At 37.7% G+C, this 24519-nt stretch carries 26 protein-coding genes; 22 read left to right on the top strand and 4 right to left on the bottom strand.

Annotation, left to right across the window (positions count from 1 at the left end):
* Positions 1-160: 160 nt before the first annotated feature.
* From EUBELI_RS09030 to EUBELI_RS08955, 16 genes are all read left to right on the top strand, one after another.
* Positions 161-496 carry a PadR family transcriptional regulator gene (locus EUBELI_RS09030; RefSeq protein WP_012740099.1) on the top strand — a complete coding sequence of 112 codons (336 nt, stop codon included), beginning with the start codon at positions 161-163 and terminating at the stop codon, positions 494-496.
* A complete protein-coding gene (locus EUBELI_RS09025) occupies positions 497-1489 on the top strand; it encodes a hypothetical protein (protein WP_012740098.1) in 993 nt (330 codons plus the stop codon).
* Positions 1490-1698: 209 nt separating this feature from the next.
* Positions 1699-2241, top strand: coding sequence for a stage V sporulation T C-terminal domain-containing protein (locus tag EUBELI_RS09020; RefSeq protein ID WP_012740097.1), 543 nt, complete (start codon positions 1699-1701; stop codon positions 2239-2241).
* Positions 2242-2265: 24 nt separating this feature from the next.
* Positions 2266-2505: an RNA-binding S4 domain-containing protein gene (locus EUBELI_RS09015; protein WP_012740096.1), complete on the top strand. Its 240-nt coding sequence runs from the start codon at positions 2266-2268 to the stop codon at positions 2503-2505.
* Between the two features lie 74 nt (positions 2506-2579).
* Positions 2580-2864, top strand: coding sequence for a sporulation protein YabP (gene yabP / locus EUBELI_RS09010; protein WP_012740095.1), 285 nt, complete (start codon positions 2580-2582; stop codon positions 2862-2864).
* Positions 2861-3298 carry a spore cortex biosynthesis protein YabQ gene (gene yabQ, locus EUBELI_RS09005; protein ID WP_012740094.1) on the top strand — a complete coding sequence of 146 codons (438 nt, stop codon included), beginning with the start codon at positions 2861-2863 and terminating at the stop codon, positions 3296-3298. The genes yabP and yabQ overlap by 4 nt, the downstream gene beginning before the upstream one ends.
* Positions 3299-3305: 7 nt before the next feature.
* On the top strand, positions 3306-3635 hold the full coding sequence (locus tag EUBELI_RS09000) for an FtsB family cell division protein (RefSeq protein ID WP_012740093.1): 330 nt from the start codon (positions 3306-3308) through the stop codon (positions 3633-3635).
* 125 nt (positions 3636-3760) lie between these two features.
* Positions 3761-4873 (top strand): PP2C family protein-serine/threonine phosphatase, encoded by a 1113-nt coding sequence (locus EUBELI_RS08995; RefSeq protein WP_012740092.1) that lies wholly within the window; start codon positions 3761-3763, stop codon positions 4871-4873.
* 12 nt (positions 4874-4885) lie between these two features.
* Entirely contained in the window at positions 4886-6346 is a 1461-nt protein-coding gene (gene tilS, locus EUBELI_RS08990) for a tRNA lysidine(34) synthetase TilS (RefSeq protein WP_012740091.1), read from the top strand.
* Between the two features lie 33 nt (positions 6347-6379).
* A complete protein-coding gene (hpt, locus tag EUBELI_RS08985; protein WP_012740090.1) occupies positions 6380-6916 on the top strand; it encodes a hypoxanthine phosphoribosyltransferase in 537 nt (178 codons plus the stop codon).
* Between the two features lie 17 nt (positions 6917-6933).
* On the top strand, positions 6934-8802 hold the full coding sequence (gene ftsH, locus EUBELI_RS08980; protein ID WP_012740089.1) for an ATP-dependent zinc metalloprotease FtsH: 1869 nt from the start codon (positions 6934-6936) through the stop codon (positions 8800-8802).
* A gap of 256 nt (positions 8803-9058) precedes the next feature.
* Entirely contained in the window at positions 9059-11173 is a 2115-nt protein-coding gene (locus tag EUBELI_RS08975) for a glycoside hydrolase family 13 protein (RefSeq protein ID WP_012740088.1), read from the top strand.
* An 81-nt stretch (positions 11174-11254) separates the two neighbouring features.
* The gene (locus EUBELI_RS08970) at positions 11255-12124 is read left to right on the top strand and encodes a GDSL-type esterase/lipase family protein (RefSeq protein WP_012740087.1); all 870 of its coding nucleotides are present in this window, start codon (positions 11255-11257) and stop codon (positions 12122-12124) included.
* Positions 12124-12834, top strand: a complete 711-nt coding sequence (gene trmD / locus EUBELI_RS08965) for a tRNA (guanosine(37)-N1)-methyltransferase TrmD (RefSeq protein WP_012740086.1) — start codon at positions 12124-12126, stop codon at positions 12832-12834. Before EUBELI_RS08970 ends, trmD begins: the two co-directional genes overlap by 1 nt.
* A 43-nt stretch (positions 12835-12877) precedes the next feature.
* Entirely contained in the window at positions 12878-14674 is a 1797-nt protein-coding gene (locus EUBELI_RS08960; protein WP_012740085.1) for a sensor domain-containing diguanylate cyclase, read from the top strand.
* The gene (locus EUBELI_RS08955) at positions 14667-15368 is read left to right on the top strand and encodes a 3'-5' exonuclease (protein WP_012740084.1); all 702 of its coding nucleotides are present in this window, start codon (positions 14667-14669) and stop codon (positions 15366-15368) included. Before EUBELI_RS08960 ends, EUBELI_RS08955 begins: the two co-directional genes overlap by 8 nt.
* Positions 15369-15380: 12 nt before the next feature.
* On the opposite strand, the gene EUBELI_RS08950 is transcribed toward EUBELI_RS08955, so the two are convergent.
* Positions 15381-16013: a hypothetical protein gene (locus EUBELI_RS08950; RefSeq protein ID WP_012740083.1), complete on the bottom strand. Its 633-nt coding sequence runs from the start codon at positions 16011-16013 to the stop codon at positions 15381-15383.
* Positions 16014-16065: 52 nt separating this feature from the next.
* On the opposite strand from EUBELI_RS08950, the gene EUBELI_RS14950 reads away from it, so the two are divergent.
* The 6 genes from EUBELI_RS14950 to trmL all read left to right on the top strand — a co-directional run bounded on the left by EUBELI_RS14950 (position 16066) and on the right by trmL (position 19855).
* Positions 16066-16173 carry a synaptobrevin-B gene (locus EUBELI_RS14950; protein WP_193359392.1) on the top strand — a complete coding sequence of 36 codons (108 nt, stop codon included), beginning with the start codon at positions 16066-16068 and terminating at the stop codon, positions 16171-16173.
* 81 nt (positions 16174-16254) lie between these two features.
* Positions 16255-17196, top strand: coding sequence for an AIR synthase-related protein (locus EUBELI_RS08945; protein ID WP_012740081.1), 942 nt, complete (start codon positions 16255-16257; stop codon positions 17194-17196).
* Between the two features lie 19 nt (positions 17197-17215).
* A complete protein-coding gene (locus EUBELI_RS08940; RefSeq protein ID WP_012740080.1) occupies positions 17216-17698 on the top strand; it encodes an Lrp/AsnC family transcriptional regulator in 483 nt (160 codons plus the stop codon).
* Complete coding sequence (locus tag EUBELI_RS08935) at positions 17695-18855, top strand: pyridoxal phosphate-dependent aminotransferase (RefSeq protein ID WP_012740079.1); 1161 nt, start codon at positions 17695-17697, stop codon at positions 18853-18855. The genes EUBELI_RS08940 and EUBELI_RS08935 overlap by 4 nt, the downstream gene beginning before the upstream one ends.
* Before the next feature lie 14 nt (positions 18856-18869).
* Positions 18870-19343: a chemotaxis protein CheX gene (locus EUBELI_RS08930; protein WP_012740078.1), complete on the top strand. Its 474-nt coding sequence runs from the start codon at positions 18870-18872 to the stop codon at positions 19341-19343.
* 14 nt (positions 19344-19357) lie between these two features.
* Complete coding sequence (trmL, locus tag EUBELI_RS08925; RefSeq protein WP_012740077.1) at positions 19358-19855, top strand: tRNA (uridine(34)/cytosine(34)/5-carboxymethylaminomethyluridine(34)-2'-O)-methyltransferase TrmL; 498 nt, start codon at positions 19358-19360, stop codon at positions 19853-19855.
* Positions 19856-19897: 42 nt separating this feature from the next.
* Here trmL and EUBELI_RS08920 read toward each other — a convergent pair whose 3' ends face one another.
* Genes EUBELI_RS08920 through EUBELI_RS08910 form a run of 3 tightly spaced genes read right to left on the bottom strand, consistent with a single transcriptional unit; the run spans position 19898 to position 24438 of the window.
* On the bottom strand, positions 19898-21325 hold the full coding sequence (locus EUBELI_RS08920) for a sensor histidine kinase (RefSeq protein WP_012740076.1): 1428 nt from the start codon (positions 21323-21325) through the stop codon (positions 19898-19900).
* A gap of 26 nt (positions 21326-21351) precedes the next feature.
* Entirely contained in the window at positions 21352-22053 is a 702-nt protein-coding gene (locus EUBELI_RS08915) for a response regulator transcription factor (RefSeq protein ID WP_012740075.1), read from the bottom strand.
* A 21-nt stretch (positions 22054-22074) separates the two neighbouring features.
* On the bottom strand, positions 22075-24438 hold the full coding sequence (locus EUBELI_RS08910; RefSeq protein WP_012740074.1) for an endonuclease MutS2: 2364 nt from the start codon (positions 24436-24438) through the stop codon (positions 22075-22077).
* Positions 24439-24519: the final 81 nt, after the last annotated feature.

Below are 24519 nucleotides of genomic sequence, written 5' to 3'. Positions count from 1 at the left end.
ATGATAAATGTATTGCGTATAAATCACAATATTTTTATAAGAAAAAAATATTGACATAGTGTGTGACATACAGTATGATGAATTAAAATGATAGTGTGTGTGACACACTACAATCTGATGAATATTGTTGATTTGGATAATTAAGAAGGGAAGAGATTGAATGAATTGCGATGAAATTGTTTCAGGACTGATTCTGGAATTTCGAAGAGGAACACTTATCATGGTAGTGTTAGCACAGCTAAACAAGCCGATGTATGGGTATTCACTTATAAAAGAATTAGAAGGAAAGGGGATTTCAATAGAAGGGAATACTTTATATCCGCTACTGAGAAGACTGGAAAGTCAGGGACTTTTAAAAAGTGAATGGGAAACAGATGAAACGAAGCCGAGAAAGTATTACATCATTACAGAAGATGGAAAACTGGTTTATAAAAAAATTAAAGCACACTGGGAAAAATTTTCCCAGTCAATTAATGCTCTTATGGAGGTGGAATAAATGGTGAAAAATGATTTGATTGAAAGATATGTTTATGCAGTTACAAAATATATGAAGGCTGATTTGAAAAAAGATGTATCGGCAGAATTAGAGACAATAATACAAGATATGCTAGAGGAACGATGCGGAGATGTTATGCCAACTGAACATGATATCAGAGTTGTTCTGACAGAACTGGGAACTCCGGCAGAACTTGCTTCGAAATACAAGAGTGAAACACAGGATTGTTTAATTGGTCAGCCTTATTACAATCTGTATGTGTATGTACTGAAAATTGTAACGGCATGTGTTATCGGGGGGATGTTACTCGCACAGATTATGGCAGCAGTGATATCGCATACTATCTGGTATATAGCCATATTCAGGATTATAGGTGGAATTTTTGGCGGTGTATTGACAGGATTTGCATTTGTTACATTGTTGTTTGCGTTCTTCTATAAAAGAGGAATTAAGGTGGAAGGTTTAAGTAATGGGATAGATAATCTGCCGCCTGTTCCACAGAAAACGAATCAGATTTCAAAAGCAGATTCAATTATTGGAATTATCTTTTCAGTTATATTTACTCTTGTATTTCTTGTTTGTCCGCAGATTATATGTATTGCTTTTGTAAAGAATGGTGTCAGTGTGTATGAACCGCTCTTTAATCTGGAATACATCAGACAAACATGGTATCTGATTCTTGCATTTGGTATCTTAGGTATTGCAAAAGAAAGTGTGAAACTTATTGATGGAAGCTATACCCAAAGAGTAATGATTGTTACAATTATTACCAATCTTATTGATGGTTTATTAACATTCATTTGGTTGTTAAACGGAAGAATTATGAATTCTGCATTTTTTGATGGAGTTGAGCAGTTATTCGGAGAAAATGCAGAAATGATTTCGAAAATTTTTATGCATTTTAATAAGCTGTTCCTGGCAATTATTATTTTTGCATTAGCAATTAACTGTATTGAGACAGTTGTGAAATCAGTTAAATATAGCAGGAAATAAGGTAAGAATATAGCAGTTTGTATATATTATTTGCAGACAGTATAATAAACATTACAGAGCGGTTTCAAAAAATGAAAAAATTTAAACTTTTGAAACTGGGGGCCATATGAAAATTATTACATGAGATGCATAATTCTTCCTGTTTTCCACATACTACCCATACATTATAAATTATGGAAAGTATGTAAGAATCGGGAGGAATTATTAATATGAAAGCCACAGGAATTGTAAGAAGGATAGATGATTTAGGCAGAATTGTCATTCCAAAGGAGATAAGAAGGACACTTCATATAAGGGAAACTGACCCGATGGAGATATTTACGGATGCTGAGGGGCAGATTATTCTGAAAAAATATTCACCGATAGGAGATATTAGCACATTTGCAGGAAAATATGCAGAATCACTGTCGGATGCGACCGGAATGACAGTATGTATAACTGACAGGGAACAGGTTATTGCTGCATCAGGTGACGATAAGAAGAATCTGATGAATAAGCCTGTCACAAAGGAGCTTAATCAGGCAATGGAGGGAAGATGTACCATTGCTGCAGGTGAAGGAGAGGATGGATTTGTGAAAGTCACTGATGAGGCGCAGTTTAAGCAGGAAATTATGTATCCGATAATATGTCAGGGAGATGTTTTAGGTACTGTGCTTATGATGTCTATTGACATGAAGCCAAAGTTTACAGATAATGAAAAGAAAATGGTAAAGACGGCAGCTAACTTTTTAGGAAAGCATATGGAGTCGTAGAAAGAGAAGATTAAGGAGAAGAACATGAGATTAGATAAATATTTAAAAGTATCAAGACTTATAAAGAGAAGGACTGTTGCCAACGATGCATGTGATGCAGGAAGAGTAATGGTTAATGACAAGGTTGTGAAGGCATCTTATGATGTTAAAGTCGGAGACATTATTGAAATCCAGTTTGGTAACAAGAATGTAAGAGCAAGGGTTACAGATGTCAAGGATACTGTTAAGAAAGAAGAAGCAAAGGAAATGTTTGAATATCTTTAATTCAAAGTACCTGTAATCATATATTATGGTCATGCATATATTCTCATATAACGGAATGTCTATAAGGAGGGTATATGGAGGAAAAGGTAAGGGTGAAGCGTCCACACAGGCTGAATATGGAGGACAGGAAAAGAATTGATTTTACAGGAATAACAGATGTAGTGTCATTTGATCCGGTTAAGGTTGTACTTGAATCTGATTATGGGCATATTACAATCAAAGGGGAAGGACTGCATGTTAACAGGCTTTCTGTCGAGAAGGGTGAATTAGACCTTGACGGAAGAGTGGATTCTGTATGTTATTCGGAGGCTGGCATGAAGAATAAGCAGGATTCGTTCATGAGCAGGCTTCTTCGATGATTAATGAGATTATATATTGGGAGCTTTATGCACTTGTGGTAAGCTTCTTTAATGGTGTTCTGCTTGCATGGATATACGATAATATAAGGGCTTTCAGACGAATTGTACGGCATAAAACAATTGCTTTTATGAGTGTGGAAGATATTATATATGGAATATATGCCGGATTAAGTGTATTTGTGATGTGCTTTAAGGTTGCAGACGGAATTATCCGCGGATTCATAATTATGGGGATTGCTGTGGGGGCATTTCTGTATTTTAAGTTTTTAAGCAGTTTTTATATAAGGTGGTCAGTAAGAATTATAAAAATTTTACTAAAACCGGCATGTTTTATATTGAAAAATGTGGTGCGTATTATTACAATACCAGTAAGAAGCCTTAAAATGTATATGAAACGCAGGAAAGATATGGGTAAGAAGGAAGCACAAGGGTGAGGAATATATGAAATTAGAATCTAGAAGAGAGCGTGCAGAAAGGCTTAAGAAGCAGAGAAGGTCAACGCTGGCAGGAATGATTATTGCAATTATTGTTGTCGTGGCACTTGGCGTTGTTCTGTGGAGAGGCAAGGCAGGACTTGAAGAAAAGAATGCTGATTATCAGGCTCAGATTACAGAGTTACAATCCAAGATTGATGACGAGAATAAAAGAAGTGATGAATTGTCTGAATATGAGAAGTATGTCAAGACAAAGAAGTTCGTTGAGGAGATTGCCAAGAATAAATTCGGGCTTATATATCCTGACGAACTGGTGTTTAAGCCTAATAACAAGTAAAATTCATACCAAATATTATGTCGGAGCTGGAAGATTTCTTTGAATCTTTCATGCTTCGACATTTTATTTATAAGCAGTCATATATACTTCACATTGGTGTAGTGCCGGAAAGGAAGTGGATATGAATGAAAAATACATATAAAGATGCCGGATATACTTATACTATTAACCGTCTGCAGGAAACAGCCAGAACATTCAGAAATCTTGGAGATGCATATGGAGAAACTAATCAGAAGCAGACGGGGTTTAAAAGACAATTGATTCTGGCTGCAGATATATTAGAGGAATGTGTTGCAATGAATCTTGATGCTAAAGCGCCGGATAAACAGGAGCGCAGGGAATTTGAGCGTAAATGTATGGCAATGGGGATATCTGTTAAGGATGTAAAACTGGTTGACGGAAAGAGGCGCGAGATACTTGTAACTGCGAAAACATTTATGAAGGGGTGTGTGTCTGAGCGTGTATTAAGAGAAACGGTGAGCAGTGTATTTAAGGCAAAATTCTTTTCTAATCAGGACAACAGGGTGATTATAAATGAAGAACCGGACCAGTATGTGTTCTATCAGGAGAATCGTTTCAGGATTCTTTCAGGTATGGCGAGAAAATGTAAAGAGGAAGAGAATACAAGTGGGGATAACTTCCTGCTAAAGAAGCTGAACTGTGGGAAAATGGTTGCAGCAATTGCAGATGGCTGTGGAAGTGGTAAAAGGGCATTTGCAGAGAGCCGCATGGTGATTGAGCTTATGGAAAACTGCATTGAAGCGGGATTCGAGGAAAAGACAGCGATTGATCTTATTAATTCTGCGTATATTGCGGGAACTACATTTAACAATCCGGTAACTATGGATATGAGTATTATTGACTGTCAGGCGGGAGTTATTAACTGTATTAAACTTGGAGCGGTATCCACATTTATAAAAAGAGAAAACTGGGTTGAGATTATTAAGTCAACAACGCTTCCGATGGGAGTGTTAGAGCAGGTGGACTACGATTGTACGACTAAAAAGCTTTATGATGGTAATTATATTATAATGATAAGTGATGGTGTGCTTGATAATCTGTCTGGAATTAATAAGGAGGAACAGATGGTGGAGATTATTAATAATATAAATGTAAAGAAGCCGGCAGGTATTGCAAAAAAGATTCTTGAGGAGTCGCTCAAGAATCATAATATGGAGGCTTTTGATGACTGTACAGTTATGGTACTGGGAGTGTTTGACACTTATGTGAACGTATAATATAATTCTTGCATGAATGAAATTATAGATAAGATTTACAGATATATTGAACAGAATAATATGCTTACGGACTGCGAAAGAGTGGTTGTCGGTCTTTCAGGCGGCGCGGATTCTGTATGTCTGCTTATGGTGCTTAAGGGGTATATTGAGAGGAGGCGTCTACAGACAGAGTTATGTGCGGTGCATGTCAATCATGGCATAAGGCAGGAGGCAGGAGATGATGAGGAGTTTGCCAGAGCCTTGTGTGAACGCATGGGTGTTGAATTCATGGCATATCATATAGATGCCGCCGGGCTTGCAAAGCAGCTTGGAATGAGTGTTGAGGAAGCAGGAAGGAAAGAACGGTACCGTATATTCAATGAGGCATGTAAAGGGCGTAATGCAAGGATTGCGGTTGCACACCATATGAATGACCAGGCAGAAACGGTTCTTATGAATCTTTCCCGAGGAACTTCACTTAAAGGAATAGGTGGAATCAGACCGGTAAGGGATAATATTATAAGACCTCTGCTTTCAGTGACAAGAGCAGAGGTTGAAGAAGTACTTAAAGACTTTAACCAGCCATATGTTACTGATGCAACGAATCTGTGCAATGATTATACGCGTAATTCTTTAAGAAATGTTGTTATTCCGTACATGACAGAAAAGGTTAATGCACACACTGTTGAAAATATTGCTGATGCAGCAGAGGAGCTGCAGAAGAATTTTGATTTTATTGAGGCAGAGGCCAAAAAGGCTTATGATAAGCATGTATATGTGGGAGATACGGTGGTTTTAAGGCTTTATGGGGAGGAGTTTGCAGGACTTCATGAGGTCATAAGAAAGAGAGTTATCTACAAGGCAGTACATGCACTTACACAGACAGCAAAGGATATATATAAGGTTCATGTGAATGCTGTAGATGAGCTTATACGAAAACAGGTTGGCAGCAGTGCAGATATATGTTATGGACTGTGTGCGGTAAAAGGGTATGAGGATATCACAATAAGAAGGAAAAATGTGGAATCTCGGACACAGGTTTCTTCGGACCTCATACATGTACTTACGCCGCAGGAGCTTAAAAGACTTAATTCAGGTGAAAATATTACCATAGAAGAAAACATTTATTATAATAATGATGGCAAGACGGAATTAAGAAAGGTGCATATTGTAATTTCACTTCATTCTAATTATGAAAAAAAAAGAAATTACGCTAATAGTTGCTATGCGAAATCCTTTGATTATGATAAAATACAAGGAAAGCTCTGCATAAGACACCGTACTGACGGCGACAGGATTGTTGTGAACAGGGCGGGAACATGGCGCAAGCTGAAAAAAGAATTCATTGACCGTAAAGTACCTGCCGATATGAGAGATAATGTGCTTGTTGTTTCTGATGATTCGGGAGTTTTATGGGCTGTCGGGGTAAGAAGAAGTGAGTGCGCCCTGATCGATGATGAAACAAGGAATGTGCTGGATATAACTATACAATAGAGTGAATATTAAGATTGACAAAGGAGAGAAACGATGAAAGAACCATTTATCAGTGTCCTTATATCTGAGGAAAAGCTGAATGAAAGGATTGCACAGCTTGGAGAGCAGATAAGTAAAGACTATGAGGGTAAGGAGGTTAAACTTATCTGTATTCTTAAGGGAAGTATTATATTTACATGCGAGCTTGCCAAGAGAATTACTGTACCTGTTAAGTTTGATTTTATGCAGGTATCAAGTTATGGAAGCGGGACATCATCAAGCGGTCAGATTAAGATTAAGAAGGACCTTGATGAGAGCATTGAGGGAGAGCATGTAATTGTTATTGAGGATATTATCGATTCGGGTAATACTCTTGCAAGACTTATGCCTATGTTAGAGGAGAGAAAGCCGGCAGATATATGTATATGTACTCTGCTTGATAAGCCTGAAAGAAGAGAGGTTGAGGTGGATGTTAAGTATAATGGCTTTAACATTCCTGATGAATTTGTTGTCGGTTATGGACTTGATTATGACCAGAGCTATAGAAACCTTCCTTTTGTAGGAGTTTTACACCTTGACGAAGAGGCATAATTAATAAGGAGGAAGTGATGGATACTAAGAAAAAAAGGTCTGGAGGATTTGGAAGCATTTTCTTCATGATTATTATAATTGGTATTGTCTGGGCTGTTATCGCACAGATGAGCCAGAGAACAAGTAATTATAAGTATAAGGATTTTGAATCTGATTTAAAGAGCGGCAGGATTACAGATGTTGTTATAAGTCAGAATGCAGAAGTCCCAACAGGTACACTTACAATTACATTTACTGATGGAAGCAGGGATACTCTTAATGTATCTGATGTTGTTTCTGTACAGGAAAAGCTTGATGATAAAAATATTACATATACTGTAAGGGATGTTAAAAGAGACAGTGTATGGATGACAACTATTCTGCCATTTGGTATGTGTCTTATCGTTGTTGTAGCACTTATGCTGATGATGACTAGACAGGCTGGCGGTGGCGGTAATGCCAAGATGATGAATTTTGGTAAGAGCCGTGCAAGAATGATAAGTGGTGATGCCAATAAGGTTACATTCAAGGATGTGGCAGGACTTAATGAAGAGAAAGAAGAACTTGAAGAAATCGTTGATTTCCTTAAAGATCCTGTAAAGTACACTAACCTTGGAGCGAGAATTCCTAAGGGAGTTATTCTTACAGGCCCTCCGGGAACAGGTAAGACTTTACTTGCAAAGGCTGTAGCCGGTGAGGCAGGAGTACCTTTCTTTAGCATATCAGGTTCTGATTTTGTTGAGATGTTCGTTGGTGTCGGTGCATCAAGAGTAAGGGATATGTTTGAGGAAGCTAAGAAGAATGCACCTTGTATCATATTTATTGATGAGATTGATGCCGTTGCAAGACGAAGAGGAACCGGCATGGGTGGCGGACATGATGAGAGAGAGCAGACTCTTAACCAGATGCTCGTAGAGATGGATGGTTTCGGAGTTAATGAAGGAATTATCGTTATGGCGGCTACTAACAGAGTTGATATTCTTGATCCTGCTATATTAAGACCGGGTCGTTTCGACAGAAAGGTAGTAGTAGGAAGACCTGATGTAAGAGGACGTCTTGAGATTCTTAATGTTCATGCAGCCAAGAAGCCTTTAGGTGATGATGTTGACCTTGATAGCCTTGCAAGAACTACAGCAGGCTTTACAGGTGCGGACCTTGAGAATATTCTTAATGAAGCTGCCATTAATGCGGCTAAGAGCAAGAGAAAGTTCATTACTAATGCGGATGTCAACTATGCATTTGTAAAAGTTGGTATCGGTGTTGAGAAGAGAAGCAAGATTATATCAGAGAAAGAAAAGAAGATTACTGCATATCATGAGTCAGGACATGCAATTCTTTTCCATGTACTCCCTGATGTCGGACCTGTACACACTATCTCTATTATTCCAACCGGAATGGGAGCAGCGGGATACACAATGCCACTTCCTGAGAAGGATGAGATGTTTAATACCAAGGGCAAGATGTTACAGAATATCATTGTAAGTCTTGGTGGACGAGTTGCTGAGGAGCTGATATTTGATGATATTACAACAGGTGCGTCACAGGATATCAAGCAGGCAACTGCGACAGCAAGAGATATGGTTACCAAGTATGGCTTCTCTGACAGACTTGGTCTTATCAATTATGCAAGCAGTGATGAAGATGAGGTATTCATTGGAAGAGACCTTGCACATACAAGACCATATGGCGAGGATATTGCTACAGCCATTGATGAAGAGGTTAAGAACATTATTGATGACTGTTATGCACAGGCTAAGAAGATAATATCTGAGCATATGGATGTATTAGAGAAGAGTTCAGAACTTCTTCTTGAAAAAGAAAAGGTAACGAGAGAAGAATTTGAAGCGCTTTTTGATAATGGAAGCGGTACAGATGATGATGGTATTATGGGAACAACAATTGCATAGTAAATATGCACAATTTTTTTGAATAAATTTAGTGATGTTTGTGAACACTTATTGTGGGAAATAAGATATTATAATTAATGTAAAAACCCCCAATACATTATAGATAAAGCAGTAATGCTTATCGAAAAGAAATACCTTCTCTGAAAAAGGCAGTCACCCCATGGCTGCCTTTTTTGCTGTTTAAAAATCCTTTTCACTTGCTAAAATGTACTTTTAGATATAAAATCAGAATAGTATATGCTAAGGAGGATTCTCTATGAGAATAACCGGGGAAATGGGAAACTTAGCTGCCTGGGAAAAAAGACTTTTTTATATGTGCAGTGCAAGACCAACGCTACACCCAAGAGCGTTGTTTTCGGATGTTACAAGTGATTACAGAAATCCGGCAGAGCCAGAGCCGGGTGATGAGGTGACTATAAGACTGCGTACTGGAAGATATAATGTTGATAAAGCATATCTGGTTGTGGATAATGTTGAACGTGTTATGACAAGAGTAAGATCAGAGAGCCTGTTCGATTATTATGAAGCTAAGATTAATGTCGGAACTGACAAAATATATTATTATTTTAAGGTAGAGCTTGGCAGAACGGTGTGTTATTACAATCAGATTGGGGCGATTAAAGAGCTTAATCCGTATTATAATTTCCAGATTACACCAGGTTTTAAGACACCTGCATGGGCAAAGGGTGCTGTTATGTACCAGATATTTGTTGACAGGTTCTGCAATGGTGATAAAAGCAATGATGTTCTTGATGATGAATATAACTATATAGGAGAGCATGTCTGTCAGGTTAAGGACTGGAATAAGTATCCTGCACAGATGGGAATAAGAGAGTTTTATGGAGGCGACCTTAAGGGTGTGCTTGATAAGCTTGATTATTTACAGGAATTAGGAGTTGAGGTTATATATTTTAATCCGTTATTTGTATCGCCTTCTAATCATAAGTATGATATACAGGACTATGACTATATTGACCCACATTTTGGCGTAATTGTGGACGATGAAGGAGAAGTGCTGAGAGAGGGTGACACTGATAATACCCATGCGACGAGATATATTAGCAGAGTTACAAGAAAGTCGAACCTTGAGGCTAGCAATGATTTTTTTGCAAAGGTTGTGCAGGAAATTCATTCAAGAGGCATGAAGGTTATTATAGATGGAGTGTTTAACCACTGTGGTTCATTCAACAAGTGGCTGGATAAGGAACACATTTACAGGGACAGTGCAGATGAATATGCACCGGGAGCTTATGAAAGGTATGAAAGTCCATACCACAATTTCTTTAAGTTTTATTCAAACCAGTGGCCTGATAATAATTCGTATGACGGCTGGTGGGGACATGATACACTTCCTAAGCTTAATTATGAGGGCTCTAAAGAGCTTGAAGAATATATTCTATCTATCGGCAGGAAATGGGTTTCTGCGCCTTATAATGTTGATGGATGGAGACTTGATGTGGCGGCTGACTTAGGCTACAGTCCTGAATATAACCATTATTTCTGGAAGAGATTCCGGGAAGAGGTTAAGAAGGCTAATCCTGATGCTATTATTCTTGCAGAACATTATGGTGATTCATATGAATGGCTGCAGGGTGATGAATGGGATACCATTATGAATTATGATGCTTTTATGGAGCCTGTTACATGGTTCCTTACAGGAATGGAAAAGCACAGTGATGAGGCAAGACCTGACTCATACGGTAACCCAGACTATTTCTTTGGTGCCATGCATCATAATATGGCAAGAATGGGCGGACAGAGTGTTGCAATATCTATGAATGAACTGTCTAATCATGATCATTCAAGGTTTTTAACAAGAACTAACAGGACCGTTGGAAGAACTAATACACTGGGACCGGAGGCTGCCAATAATAATGTCAACAAGGCAGTGTTTAAAGAGGCTGTTGTTATGCAGATGACATTACCAGGTGCGCCTACTGTATATTATGGCGATGAAGCAGGTGTGTGTGGATTCACTGATCCTGATAACAGAAGAACTTATCCATGGGGACATGAGGATACGGAACTGATTGATTTCCATAGGACTGCAATAAAGATGCATAAAGAGAATGATGTATTAAGAAAAGGCTCATATAAGTCACTGTATTCAGCATATAATGTTGTTGCATATGGAAGGTTTACAAGTGATGACGCTGCAATCATTATTGTTAATAATAACGATGATGAGGTGAGAGCCAGAATTCCTGCATGGGAAGTTGGTCTTGGTTTTGATGATGATGTTGAGCAGCTGTTAGTTACATTTGAAGGTGGATACAGTACAGACAGGCTTGGTTATCACCTTCAGAATGGCTGGCTTGATATTGGATTAAGAAAGACTTCAGCTGTGGTTCTTCATAAGATGAAGTGGTGATGCTGTATGTTGTATTTGCACAAGGGCAGGACTAATGTTATAATGCAATGAGACAGCATCGAAACAGAAAGGAATATTATAATGGAATCATATAATTCTAATAATGATAAACCAAAGATTAGTCTTAACCGCAAGAAAAGAATGTGGAACAGATACAGAAATTATATTGCCGGACTGGCAGTGGTAGTCGTGGCAGTTATTATATTTGCAATAGTTTTAAAGAGCTGTGGACATAAGAATAATAAGAAGAATAATGATGAAACAACAGCACCGGTGACAACACAGGAGCAGATTACAAGCCAGCAGGAGACATCTTCGGCACAGCAGCAACAGGAATCAACACCGGCTACAACTAAGGCTGCTACAGGAAGAAGCCTTACGGTATCCGGAACACCTGAGGTTCAGGAGAATAGTTCATCTGACCATTATAAGAATGCTATGTTTATTGGCGACTTCGTTATAAGTGGAATTTCAGGATTTGGGTTTGCTTCTGAATCGCAGGTTATTGCATCCAATTCTATGACAAGTGACAAGCTTTCAGAATATATGGATCAGTTTGTAGCTGGTTCACCAGATTCGGTTTATATTATGGTTGGTATTAATGACCTTAATTATGGAAGCAGATCTGTCGATGATATATATAATTACGAGAAAACATTTATAGAAGAATTAAAGAGTAAGCTTCCGGATACAGAGGTTTATGTCCTTTCAGTTCTTCCTATAAGCAAGAGATTTGAATCATCAAGCAAGGTTAAGCAGACTAATATAGATGCTCTTAACAGTAAGTTTTCAGACAATGCAGCATCACTTGGAATTACTTATGTTGATGTGGCAGGTGTATTTAAAGATGGAACAGGTTATCTGGGTTCATCTTATACTGATAGCGGATATAATCTTAAGAGTGGATATTATGCATTCTTGCTTAATGCAATTGCAGGAGTAGTTAAATAATGGATTTTCATGTTATGACATTGTTCCCTGATATGATAATGGATGGGCTTAATACAAGTATTACAGGCAGAGCCATAAAGTCGGGGGTTATGTCTGTAACAGCACATGACATAAGGGATTATTCTAATGATAAGCATTTAAAGGTTGACGATTATCCTTATGGTGGTGGTGCAGGAATGGTTATGAGAGCTGCTCCTGTCTGCGACTGTTATGAGGATATCGTCAAGAATATAGGAAAAAGACCGCGTGTTATATATATGACACCTCAGGGGTATACATTTACACAGAAGATGGCAGAAGATTTTGCAAAGGAAGATAATCTCGTTATTTTGTGTGGACATTATGAAGGTATTGATGAGAGGGCATTGGAGAATATAGTAACAGATTATGTATCAATCGGTGACTATGTTCTTACAGGTGGAGAACTGCCGGCAATGGTAGTTATAGATACTATTTCAAGACTGGTTCCGGGAGTTCTTAATAATGAGGAATCAGCTGAAACGGAGAGCTTTTCCGATGGGCTGCTTGAGTATCCGCAATACACAAGACCAGCAGACTATAATGGACAATTGGTTCCCGAAGTACTTTTGTCAGGACATCATGCTAATATTGAAAAATGGAGACATGAGAAGTCGATTGAAAGAACGAAAAAGTACAGACCGGATTTGTATGAAGAATATGTTAAGAAACATTCTGATGAATTCAGATGATATAGGGAGAGGCACAATTAATTATAAAATAGGGGTTTAAGCTATGGTGGATTTTTTTAAAGCTGAGACTGTTAATTCAGACATTCTTATTGATGAGACAATGTCAATTGTAACAGCAGATGAAAATTTTGAAGCAATTTCAGGCAATAAAGCACTTTTTATATATACAAGATATATACACCCTGTCGATGTCAGCAGATTCACAGAAGCATTAAAGGATTACGCTGAATCCGGTAAGTATATTGTTGTAAGAATGTTATATCAGACAGGCGAATATCACTGGATGCTTACAAGAATTACAGATGGCGGTGTATCTGAGACAAGAGGTCATATGTATGAAATTAATATTATTGATGCCGCATTAATTACTACTCAGATAGATAACCTTAATTCGCAGATTAAGAGATATTCTAGCTATCTTGGCATGTGTGAGAATGTCCTGTTTTCTTATGATATTCTTAATGATGACTTTAATATATTTATGACATCAGATGGACACCAGACTTTGTCTTTTTACCGTGGAACATTAAATGCATGGGAAGAAGATAAGATAAAGACTGATGCACTTGGGCTGAATGAGGTAAAAGAACTTGATGGATTTTGCAAGGCACTTGCTAATGGTGAGAAGTTATTCAAGCGGGAGATTACTATTAATACTCTTAATAAGCTTGGAAGACTGGATAAATGTCTTGTGAGAGGTAATACGATTGTTGATGAATATGGAAACAGTATCGTTATAGGTACTATTATAATACTTGAGAGTTCAGATAATCATGTAGTTGAAGAACTCAATATAATATCTGATATGAAAGATCCTGGTACAGATTTGCTTAATAAGCGCGCTATTACTGATTATGTAAGAAAGCTGATAGATTCACAGCCGGGACATACTGTAACAATTGCTATTATTGATGTTGATGATTTTAAGACTATTAATGATACATATGGACATATGTTTGGTGACGAAGTTCTTTGTAAGGTTGCAGATATCTTAAGAGATGCAGTTGGAAGCAGAGGATTGTGTGGAAGAATTGGCGGAGATGAGATGTTTATCATTATGGAAGGACTTAATGATAACGAGGGTATAAGGAATGTTTTAAGAACAATCCGCAATAATACAAAATGGCTGTATCATGATGATCCGCGTAATATTAAGATTACATGTTCAATTGGTTCAGCAACTTATCCTAATGATGCCAAGAGTTATGATGAATTATTTAAGATAGCTGATAAGGTTCTTTACCTTGCTAAAGAAAAGGGAAAAGACAGATATATCATTTACCATGAGGATATACATAGGGAATATGTATATGGAATGGGAAGGATTGTTGACCTTAATGATAAAGTGTTTTACAAGTACCATAAGATGGAGGTTGTTAATACCATTATCAGGGAATACAAGGAAGCTGATGACGCAAGAAGAAAGGAACTGATAGATATTGTGGCAGTAGCATTTAATATTAATACTATTGCAATATATGACAGAACTGAGCTGACAAAGCATATTCTGTATGGTGACCAGCGTATGACAGATGATGACGGAAGCTTTTTCAAGGAAGATAATTATATTCCCAACTTTAGGGAAGATGGCATATTTGTAATAGATAACATCAACTTTTTTGAAACAAAGGCTCCAGCAGTATATAAAGTGTATTCTGAATACGGAATTGTTCAGGCTGTCCAGTACATTATAGGTGGAGATATTAAGAAGAATAACAATATTATTTCTTATGGAAGATATAAGCTTGATAAGAAATGGGCAGAGAGCGACATGAATTTCCTTGCTATTATAGGTGATTACATAGGAAGAATATTCCTGAAAGAGAGAAAACATGATTAACAGATATGTTGCACTGGATATTGAGACTACAGGTCTTAATCCGGCTGTTGACAGAATTATTGAAGTTGGAATGGCAAGAGTGGAAGATGGTCAGATAACACAGAAGTATTCTACGCTTGTGTATCCGGGAATAAGTGTAAGTGAGCGCATAACAGAGCTTACAGGCATACATAATGAGGAACTTACAGGTAAACCACGAATAGAGGATATTATAGGTGAAATAACAGAGTTCATAGGTGACTGGCCTGTATTAGGTCATAATGTTATATTTGATTTTAGTTTTCTTAAAAAGGCGGCAGTCAATAATGGTCTTACTATCAATGATGATGGGATTGATACATTGAAGTTAGCCAGAAGGATTTTGCCGGAAGTGGAACACAAGAGTCTTTCCTTTTTGTGCCAGTATTTTAATATAGATCCAGGCAGGTCACACAGAGCATACGATGATGCAGTCAGTGCAAGCCTGTTATATGCAAAGTTAGAAGAAATAAAGCCGGACGATGAAGGCTTTAGTAATACAACAAAACTTGTGTATACAGTGAAGAAGGATTCACCAATAACACTGCCACAGAAAAGATATCTCGCAGCACTTGTAGAAAAGCACAATATAAAGCTTGAGATTCCTATGGAAGAAATGACTAAAAGCATGGCTTCAAGACAGATAGATACAATAATAGCACAGTATGGAAAATGATTCCACGCTGTGCTATTTTTTTAGTATGTCATCAAGCTGGCTGATTATTGAATCCCGGGAAAGGCTTTTTAATTGTGATGCCTGTTCTTTTAAAGCGCTAATCAGTTCTTTTCTGCCGTATGATGCATATATGATGGCAAGGTCTATATAGTTAGATGATATATCACTTTTAATGGATATGCCATATTCAAGATATGCAGCAGCATCTTCGATATCTTTATAATCAAGAAGATTATGACCTATAAAAGCGATTGCTTTTACAAGTGACGTAAAGTTATCGTCATATTCTGTAAGGTCTTTTAAATTGGCAGCTCCATAAGATAACTTTAACTCTGTATTGCTTATTCCGGTAAGGTTGAGTATTTTCTTGTCCCGTAGAGACTGAATTGTATCATAAGAACGCTTCATACGGGAGTCTTCAGCCATTAATCTGTCAAATGTATCATTACCTGAATTAATTAGTGGCAGATTATCGGGAATTGATATATAATTAAGTCTGCTGATGTCTTTACGGCGTACCTGATTCGCTTTTGTCTCACGGTCAAGAAATTCTTCATTTCTTGTTTTATGGTTTCGGGTGCTTTTTTTAATTGCGAATTGTAAGACAATCAGAATTATAATAAAATATGGCAGTATGAAATGCATGAATGTTATTCCTTTTCGTGTAACCCCGCTGTTATATTGTGTGGAGGTAATTATGATTAACTTTAATAATAAGAAAACTAAGAGCTGGTTCACTGCAATATTAATATTGATACTTATTGTTGCAATGGTTGTTCCAATGGTAGCATATCTTATCCCTTAGTTATGTGATTCAAGAAAGAATCTATATAAGAGTATAGAATTAATATTGATTTAATGCAACATTTTTGGAGAGACAAATGTTATGAAAAGAGGTAAAATATCAGATACAATCTTAGGAAGATCGGTTTTTAAGCTGCTTGGAAAAAGAGGGAATACGGTTAAACCTGCATATGGACAGGATGCAGCGCATATAAATATGCAGGGGAAACCTGTTCTTGCAGCTGTGTCAACGGGTGAGCTGGCTGTATACCGCGCTGTGAACAATATAAGTGCAGCATGTGGCGTTGCAGACTGCATTATGGATACGGTTATTATTGATGAGAAATCAAGAGAAATCCGCCTTAAAGAAATTATAAAGGAACTTGACAGACAATGCTGTATCGCAGGAGTAGGTATTGCAGGAGGGCATACTACAGTAAGTGATAAGGTGAATTCCCCGGTAGTATCCGTTATGGCGATTGGACACCAGGAAAGAGTACAGAATAAGGCTGTAGCAGGACAGGATATTGTTGTTACAAAACATATAGGTATGAGCGGCATAAGGACAGTGATAGACTGCAAGAGAGATGAGATACTAAAAGTATATAGTGAGGACATAATTAATAAAGCTCTTGGGGATGAAACAGAGTTACTGGTAGCAAAAGAGGCTGAAATATTTATGCAGGAAAGTGCATACGGAGCAATGCATGATGTTTCCGAGGGGGGGATATTTGCAGCACTCTGGGATATGGCAGAGTATTCAGGTGTGGGGATTGAAGTTGATTTAAGGCAGATTCCAGTGAAACAGGAAATTATTGAAATCTGTGAATTATTTAATGTTAATCCATATATATTGGACTCAATGGGATGTTTATTAATGACATGTAAAAATGGATGTGATATTATTAATATGTTACACCAGAATGGCATTGAAGCTGCTGTTATTGGTAAGATAACGGATGGCAATAACAGGATTATTCACAATACTGAGGAAGACAGATATTTAGGTCTTCCTGAGCAGGATGAGATATACAGATTTATATAATTAGCAGGAGGATTGCGTTATGAGAGAGAAGATTCTTGATGTTCTTGAGAAGAATGGAAGGATAGACCTTAAGGAGATGGCTATTATGCTTGGTTATTCTGAAGCAGAGGTCGCTAATGAAATAGCGGATATGGAGAAGGAACATATTATCTGCGGATATAATGCGGTCATTAACTGGGATAAGACTGGTGAAGAGAAAGTGACAGCACTTATTGAGGTTAAGGTTACTCCACAGAGAGGATTAGGTTTTGACAGTATTGCAGAGCGCCTTTACAAATACGATGAGGTAACATCAGTTTATCTCATGTCAGGAGGCTTTGATTTTACTGTTATTATAGAAGGTAAATCAATGAAGTCAGTGGCTCAGTTCGTCGCGGCGAAACTCGCACCATTAGATTCAGTCCTTAGTACATCAACACATTTTGTACTTAAGAAATATAAGGACTACGGAACAATAATAGAGGACGAGGCTAAAGACGAAAGGATGCTGATTACACCATGAGAAACCCATTATCACAGAAAATAACAGGTATACAGCCATCAGGAATAAGAAAGTTCTTTGATGTTGTAAGCGAGATGCCGGATGCTATTTCTTTAGGAGTAGGTGAACCTGATTTTGATACTCCCTGGAATGTAAGAGAAGAAGGTATATATGCCCTTGAAAAAGGAAGAACATTTTACACATCTAATGCAGGTCTAAAGGAATTAAGAGAAGAGATATGTAATTATCTTGCGAGAAAGATGGATTTACATTATGATCCTATCAAAGAAGTTCTTGTAACAGTAGGTGGAAGTGAGGCAATTGATGTTGCATTAAGATGTATGTGCGATCCGGGTGATGAGGTGCTTATTCCACAGCCTAGCTATGTATCATATCTTCCATGTGCAGTTATGGCTGATGCAAAGCCTGTAATTATTGAATTAAAGGAAGAAAACGAGTTTAAGCTTACTAAGGAAGAGCTGCTTGCCAGTATAACAGATAAAACTAAAGTACTTGTTATGCCATTTCCTAATAATCCTACAGGTGCTGTTATGACAAGGGAGGAATTGGAAGAGCTTGTACCTGTCATAATTGAGAAGGACATATTTGTTATATCGGATGAGATATATTCAGCTCTTACATATAACGGAGAGCATTGTTCAATAGGAAGTCTTTCAGGGATGAAAGAGAGAACAATAGTAATTAATGGTTTTTCTAAGGCATTTGCAATGACAGGCTGGAGACTGGGCTATGCATGTGGCCCTAAGGAAATAATAAGCCAGATGACTAAGCTTCATCAATATGCAATTATGTGCGCACCGACTAACAGCCAGTTTGCAGCAGTGGAGGCACTTAAGAATTGTGATATGGAAGTTGAGAAGATGGTTACTGCTTATGATCAGAGGCGAAGATATCTTATGCATGCTTTTAAAGAAATGGGGATTGATTGTTTTGAGCCATTTGGAGCATTTTATGTATTTCCATCAATCAAGAAATTTGGACTCACATCGGAAGAGTTTGCTAACAGGTTGCTTAGGGAACAGAAGCTGGCTGTAGTGCCAGGAACAGCATTTGGAGACTGTGGAGAAGGGTTTTTACGAATATCATATGCATATTCTATTGACAATCTTAAAGAAGGACTTGAGAGAATAGAGAAGTTTATCAATACACTTAAGTAAGGAGAATAAGAAATATGGCAGAGATTAATGTTGACCATATCAATCCTTTTCTGATGGCAGCAAGTACAATTATGCGTGATGCCTGCCAGATGGAAATGAAGATAGGCAGACCATATGTAAAGACTACTGAGTTCCAGAGTGATTCGGTTATTATAATGATTGGTGTTACAGGCGAGATGCGTGGTCAGGTTATGATATCATTTACTACGTCTAAAGCATGTCAGGTTGCTTCAGGAATGATGATGGGAATGCCAGTGCCAGAGCTGGATGATATGGCTATGAGCGCAATAAGTGAGCTTGGTAATATGATAATGGGTAATGCAGCAACGATTCTTTCTACAAAAGGAATTGGAATTGATATTACACCGCCTACGGTATGCCGTGGTGCGATGAAGATATCGCAGTCATATGCCAGAAATGTATGTATACCGATGACATGTAACGATGATCTTATATTAGAATTAGATATTGCAGTAAAAGGTGACTGATAAGGACAGAGGATATGTTGAATATAGTTTTACATGAACCAGAGATGCCGGCTAATACTGGCAATATAGGAAGAACATGTGTGGCAACAGGTGCGAGGCTGCATCTTATAGGACCATTAGGATTTAAGATTAATGATAAGATGTTAAAGAGGGCAGGACTTGATTACTGGGATAAGCTTGATGTTACTGAGTATGATGATTATAATGACTTTCTTGCTAAGAATCCGGGTGCTAAGGTATATATGGCTACAACCAAGGCACATAAGACATATACAGAAGTTAATTATGAAGAAGACTGTTATATAATGTTTGGAAAGGAAAGTGCGGGGATACCGGAGGAGATACTTGTTGATAATGAGGATACATGTATCAGAATTCCGATGATAGGAGATATAAGATCACTTAATCTTTCTAATTCAGTGGCAATCGTTCTTTACGAAGCACTCCGACAGCATGATTTTTCACACATGAATTGTGAGGGACATCTTCACAGACTTAACTGGAAGGAATAATAAAACACACGGACATACAAGTTATGCATGTCCGTGTGTTTTTTATTTTGCAAGTTCAAGTGTGAATATGAATTCTGTTCCGACACCTAAAGTACTTACAACATCAATGTTTTCACCATGTGCCTGAATAACTTCCTTAGTTATTGAAAGACCAAGACCGGAACCTTTCTTATCACGTCCCCTTGAAGAATCTGACTTATAGAATCTGTCCCAGATTTTATCAATGTCTTCTTTGGAAATTCCACAGCCGGTATCCTTTATGGATATCTGAGCTTTCTCGCCCTTTTCTTTTACGGTAATATAAATATATGAGCCGTCCTTGCTGAACTTAATTGCATTGTCAATAAGATTGTAAATTACCTGTTGTATTCTGCCTTTATCAGCCTTGACATTTTGTATGCTGTTGGCATATGTTATATTGAATTTAATGCCTTTTTTCTTGCATGTTCCTTCAAATGTTTCAACAGTATGACGGATTATAGAATTAAGGTCAAATACACTTATATCAAGGCATACAGATTTAGGATCCAGTTCGTTAAGTGTAAGTATGTTGCTGGTCAGCTTAGTAAGACGTTCTGTCTCAAAAAGCATGATACCAATATATTTATCAAGCATTTCAGGAGGAATAGTTCCGTCCTGTATTGCCTCTAAGTAGCCTTTAATTGATGTTAGAGGTGACCTGAAATCATGAGAAATGTTTGATAAGAATTTTTGCTGAAACTTATCAGATTCATTAAGCTGGGAAGCCATATAGTCAAGTGACATTCCAAGTCGTCCTATTTCGTCATTAAGCATTGGCTTGATATGATAAGAAAGATTACCTTTACCATATTCAGTTGTTGCCTTTGTGATTTCCTTGATTGGCTTATGAACCTGAATGAAATACAATCCGAGGAAAGAAGCTGAAAGGAAAAGGGTAATAATAAGTGTAAGGTAGTTAGTGTTAAATGTATCATAAACCCTGTCTGTGATTACAGAATCAGGAATATTAATTACAACATAACCTTTTATTTCAAAGGAGTTAGATATTGGAGCAAAAACACTCAGTGTCGGTTCATTTAACAAATTATAAAAATTCCAGAGTATATCGTGTTTTCCGTGAAGGTCTCCATAGTCAAAATCTTCAATAGAATATAATATCTTTTCATCATTATTGCTTTTATCTTTAGTGCTGTCGTTAGTATCAAGAATGACATCACCTGACGGAGTTATAAAAATAATACGCGTGTCATTAAGCACGGATACGGAATGAAGTTCAAGTTCTATGGAGCGGAGCCTTGTTTCACTGAAATAATCAAGAGCATATTCATTGGCTATTTCATTGGCCTGAAGATATAATCTGTCTGAATAATAGTTGTATATGCGTTTGTAATCAATTTTATAACATACAGTAGATACAATAATAAATCCTATAATGGATATAGCTATATATAAAAAAATGTGCTTCCCCAGTGTACTTAAGCCCTTCAATATTAAGCCTCCTTGTCCTGCCCTTTTTATTTAGTTACGAACTTGTAACCAATTCCCCATACTGTTTCAATATTCCAGTGGACATGATCCTTGATTTTCTCACGGATTCTCTTAATGTGTACATCAACGGTTCTTGTATCTCCGATATATTCATATCCCCATATATTGTCAAGAAGCTGTTCTCTTGTAAACACCTGATTAGGAGCAGATGCTAAGAAATATAAGAGCTCAAGTTCCTTAGGTGGCATCTCGACATTTTTGCCCATATAATTAACCGAATAATTATCGAGGTTGATAGAGAGGTCGGGGTAATTGACACATTTGGCATTAGAAGAATCAACACCGATACTCTGAGGCATATGGTATCTTCTAAGCACAGCCTTTACACGGGCAACCATCTCTTTAGTTTCAAAAGGTTTGATAATATAGTCATCTGCACCAAGCTCAAGTCCTAGTACCTTGTCAAATGTTTCGCCCTTGGCGGAGAGCATAATTATAGGAACATTGTTATTCTTTCTTATCTCACGGCACACCTGATAGCCGTCAATACCGGGAAGCATGAGGTCTAAAAGAATGAGATTGGGCTTGAATACAGAAAGCTCAGACAGAGCACTTTCTCCATCATACACAATCTTTGTTTCGTAACATTCTTTTGTAAGATACAAAGATATAAGTTCTGCAATATTTTCATCATCATCTACAATAAGTATTCGCTGTTTAGATGCCATAATAATATCCCCCAATAATAATTATTTGAAATCAACAATAGTTACACCAGCATCACCCTCGCCGATTTCGCCGAGGCGGAAGCTCTTTATATATGGAACACCGCGAAGATAAGCGGTTACACCGTTTCTTAATGCGCCGGTTCCTTTACCGTGAACGATACGGACCTGTGGAATCCTGGCAATGTAAGCGTCATCAAGATATTTATCAAGGCGGGCAACAGCCTCGTCAACTGTACAGCCGAGAAGATTAATCTCAGTTGATATTCCTGCTGATTTGCTCATCTTAATCTTACCGGAACCGCCAGCAGCCTTAGATGGAGCTTCCTTTGGCTCTTTATAGTCTGAAAGAATTTCAAGATTCTTGATATCAATCTTAGTGCTTAATGCACCTACTTGAACAGTAACCTGCTTCTTGGCTGGATGAATTGCAGAAACAGTACCGGAAACATTCATAGTAAGAACTTTTACATGCATGCCTGTCTTGAATTCAGATATATCATGTGCCTTGTGTGCTTTAACCTTGGCAGGCTCTACCTTTAACTTTGCCTGATTCTTATTCATCTTCTCACGGACAGCAGTACGGTGCTTTTCAAGCTCAGCAACTGTCATTCCGTGCTTGTTCATGGCTTTGATAGTTTCATCTGCGAAATCCTTGGCATCTTTTAAGATGGCAGCAGCCTGTTCATTGGCCTTACGGATAATGTTGTCAGTTCTTTCATCAAGCCTTTCATTCTTAGCCTGAAGCTTTTCTTTAAGAGAGGCAATCTCAGCCTTATAACTTTCAACCTCAGCCTGCTCCTTCTCAAGAGAAATTCTTGCATGCTCAAGGTCAGATACGATATCTTCAAAATGTACATCTTCCGCGTTAAGTCTTTCTGATGCGTCAGAGAGAATATAATCAGGAAGTCCGAGTTTCTTAGAGATTGCAAATGCGTTACTTTTTCCCGGAATGCCTATAAGCAGTCTGTAAGTAGGACGGAGCGATTCAACATCGAACTCACAGCTTGCATTTTCAACACCTTCAGTAGAAAGCGCATAAAGCTTGATTTCACTGTAGTGAGTTGTTGCCATGGTTGTAACACCGCGCATCTTAAGGTCATTAAGGATTGCGATAGCAAGGGCAGCACCTTCTGTAGGGTCAGTTCCGGCACCAATCTCATCAAAAAGTACAAGGCAGTTTTCATCAGCTTCTTTAAGAATCTTAACAGTGTTGGTCATGTGTGATGAAAATGTACTTAAACTCTGTTCAATACTCTGCTCATCACCAATATCAGCGTATATATTCTTAAATACGGCAATGTCTGAATGGTCAAGAGCCGGAATGAATAAACCTGACTGTGCCATAAGTGTGAGGAGTCCTACAGTCTTTAATGAAACAGTCTTACCACCTGTGTTAGGACCGGTGATGATAAGAAGCTTAAAATCTGTTCCAAGATAGATGTCAATAGGAACAACAGTATGTGACTCAATAAGAGGGTGACGTCCTTTTTTGATATTGATAATTCCTGATGTATTCATGACTGGACGGCTTGCATGCATATGTCTGGCAAGCTGTGCCTTTGCAAATATACAGTCAAGTTCGACAAGTATTTCATAATCACACAGAAGCTCCTCTGTGTGTTCACCGGCTTTTGCACTTAAGTCAGCAAGAATAACTTCAATCTCTGCTGCTTCCTTAAGCTCTAACTCACGGATATCATTATTGAGCTTTACAACTGCTGCAGGCTCAATAAAGAGAGTAGAACCAGTAGATGACTGGTCATGTATCATACCAGGAAATGCTGACTTATATTCAGCTTTGACAGGCAGACAGTAGCGTCCCTGTCTTGTGGTAATAACATAATCCTGAAGATAAGTCCTGTAAGTAGGAGAATTAAGCAATTTGTTAAGTTCAGAATGTATTCTGTCATTGGCTATTGATTTGCTTCTTCTGATACTTCTTAAGTTGGAACTTGCGTCATCACTTATCTCATCTTCAGAGATAATACATTTCTTAATCTGGGAATTGAGAGCATCAACAGTTGCAAGGTTTTCAAGCATTCCTGATATAGAATCTTCACGATGCTCATAGTAATCCTTAACATGCTTTGCACATGAAAGGATGGCACTTATATTAAGAAGTTCTGATATATTAAGGGAGCTTCCAACCTTAAGTCTCGCAACAGAAGCACGTATATCCTTAGTCTGGCTGAAATCAACAGTACCTTTCTGAAAAATTCTTGAAAGTGCATCATTAGTCTCATTGAGACGTAAGTTGATGTCTGTTATATCAGTCATAGGCTTTAAGTTACGAAGTATTTTCTTAGCTCCGTCACAGCATGCATAGGAAACAAGCTGGTCGGTAATTTTATAAAATTCCAAAGTGGATAAAGATTTCTTATTCACGAAAGACCTCCAAAAACTAAAAACAATCTTTTCATACTTTATAAGTTTACAGCATTTAAGGTAAAAAAACTATATTTTGCT

Source organism: [Eubacterium] eligens ATCC 27750 (genome assembly GCF_000146185.1).
Classification (GTDB): Bacteria; Bacillota; Clostridia; order Lachnospirales; family Lachnospiraceae; genus Lachnospira; species Lachnospira eligens.
The sequence above is the reverse complement of the archived record's forward strand: the minus strand, read 5'-3'. Positions and strand labels throughout refer to the sequence as shown.

What these genes read in the sequence shown, in the direction of transcription:
- EUBELI_RS09000 (WP_012740093.1), top strand. Translation starts at nt 3,306, where the DNA reads ATGAAATTAGAATCTAGAAGAGAGCGTGCAGAAAGGCTTAAGAAGCAG.
- EUBELI_RS09015 (WP_012740096.1), top strand. Translation starts at nt 2,266, where the DNA reads ATGAGATTAGATAAATATTTAAAAGTATCAAGACTTATAAAGAGAAGG.
- EUBELI_RS09030 (WP_012740099.1), top strand. Translation starts at nt 161, where the DNA reads ATGAATTGCGATGAAATTGTTTCAGGACTGATTCTGGAATTTCGAAGA.
- EUBELI_RS09020 (WP_012740097.1), top strand. Translation starts at nt 1,699, where the DNA reads ATGAAAGCCACAGGAATTGTAAGAAGGATAGATGATTTAGGCAGAATT.
- tilS (WP_012740091.1), top strand. Translation starts at nt 4,886, where the DNA reads ATGAATGAAATTATAGATAAGATTTACAGATATATTGAACAGAATAAT.
- EUBELI_RS08995 (WP_012740092.1), top strand. Translation starts at nt 3,761, where the DNA reads ATGAAAAATACATATAAAGATGCCGGATATACTTATACTATTAACCGT.
- EUBELI_RS08935 (WP_012740079.1), top strand. Translation starts at nt 17,695, where the DNA reads ATGAGAAACCCATTATCACAGAAAATAACAGGTATACAGCCATCAGGA.
- hpt (WP_012740090.1), top strand. Translation starts at nt 6,380, where the DNA reads ATGAAAGAACCATTTATCAGTGTCCTTATATCTGAGGAAAAGCTGAAT.
- yabQ (WP_012740094.1), top strand. Translation starts at nt 2,861, where the DNA reads ATGATTAATGAGATTATATATTGGGAGCTTTATGCACTTGTGGTAAGC.
- EUBELI_RS14950 (WP_193359392.1), top strand. Translation starts at nt 16,066, where the DNA reads ATGATTAACTTTAATAATAAGAAAACTAAGAGCTGGTTCACTGCAATA.
- EUBELI_RS08970 (WP_012740087.1), top strand. Translation starts at nt 11,255, where the DNA reads ATGGAATCATATAATTCTAATAATGATAAACCAAAGATTAGTCTTAAC.
- EUBELI_RS08960 (WP_012740085.1), top strand. Translation starts at nt 12,878, where the DNA reads ATGGTGGATTTTTTTAAAGCTGAGACTGTTAATTCAGACATTCTTATT.
- EUBELI_RS08945 (WP_012740081.1), top strand. Translation starts at nt 16,255, where the DNA reads ATGAAAAGAGGTAAAATATCAGATACAATCTTAGGAAGATCGGTTTTT.
- EUBELI_RS09025 (WP_012740098.1), top strand. Translation starts at nt 497, where the DNA reads ATGGTGAAAAATGATTTGATTGAAAGATATGTTTATGCAGTTACAAAA.
- trmL (WP_012740077.1), top strand. Translation starts at nt 19,358, where the DNA reads ATGTTGAATATAGTTTTACATGAACCAGAGATGCCGGCTAATACTGGC.
- EUBELI_RS08950 (WP_012740083.1), bottom strand. Translation starts at nt 16,013, where the DNA reads ATGCATTTCATACTGCCATATTTTATTATAATTCTGATTGTCTTACAA.
- EUBELI_RS08915 (WP_012740075.1), bottom strand. Translation starts at nt 22,053, where the DNA reads ATGGCATCTAAACAGCGAATACTTATTGTAGATGATGATGAAAATATT.
- EUBELI_RS08975 (WP_012740088.1), top strand. Translation starts at nt 9,059, where the DNA reads ATGAGAATAACCGGGGAAATGGGAAACTTAGCTGCCTGGGAAAAAAGA.
- ftsH (WP_012740089.1), top strand. Translation starts at nt 6,934, where the DNA reads ATGGATACTAAGAAAAAAAGGTCTGGAGGATTTGGAAGCATTTTCTTC.
- trmD (WP_012740086.1), top strand. Translation starts at nt 12,124, where the DNA reads ATGGATTTTCATGTTATGACATTGTTCCCTGATATGATAATGGATGGG.
- EUBELI_RS08955 (WP_012740084.1), top strand. Translation starts at nt 14,667, where the DNA reads ATGATTAACAGATATGTTGCACTGGATATTGAGACTACAGGTCTTAAT.
- yabP (WP_012740095.1), top strand. Translation starts at nt 2,580, where the DNA reads ATGGAGGAAAAGGTAAGGGTGAAGCGTCCACACAGGCTGAATATGGAG.
- EUBELI_RS08930 (WP_012740078.1), top strand. Translation starts at nt 18,870, where the DNA reads ATGGCAGAGATTAATGTTGACCATATCAATCCTTTTCTGATGGCAGCA.
- EUBELI_RS08940 (WP_012740080.1), top strand. Translation starts at nt 17,216, where the DNA reads ATGAGAGAGAAGATTCTTGATGTTCTTGAGAAGAATGGAAGGATAGAC.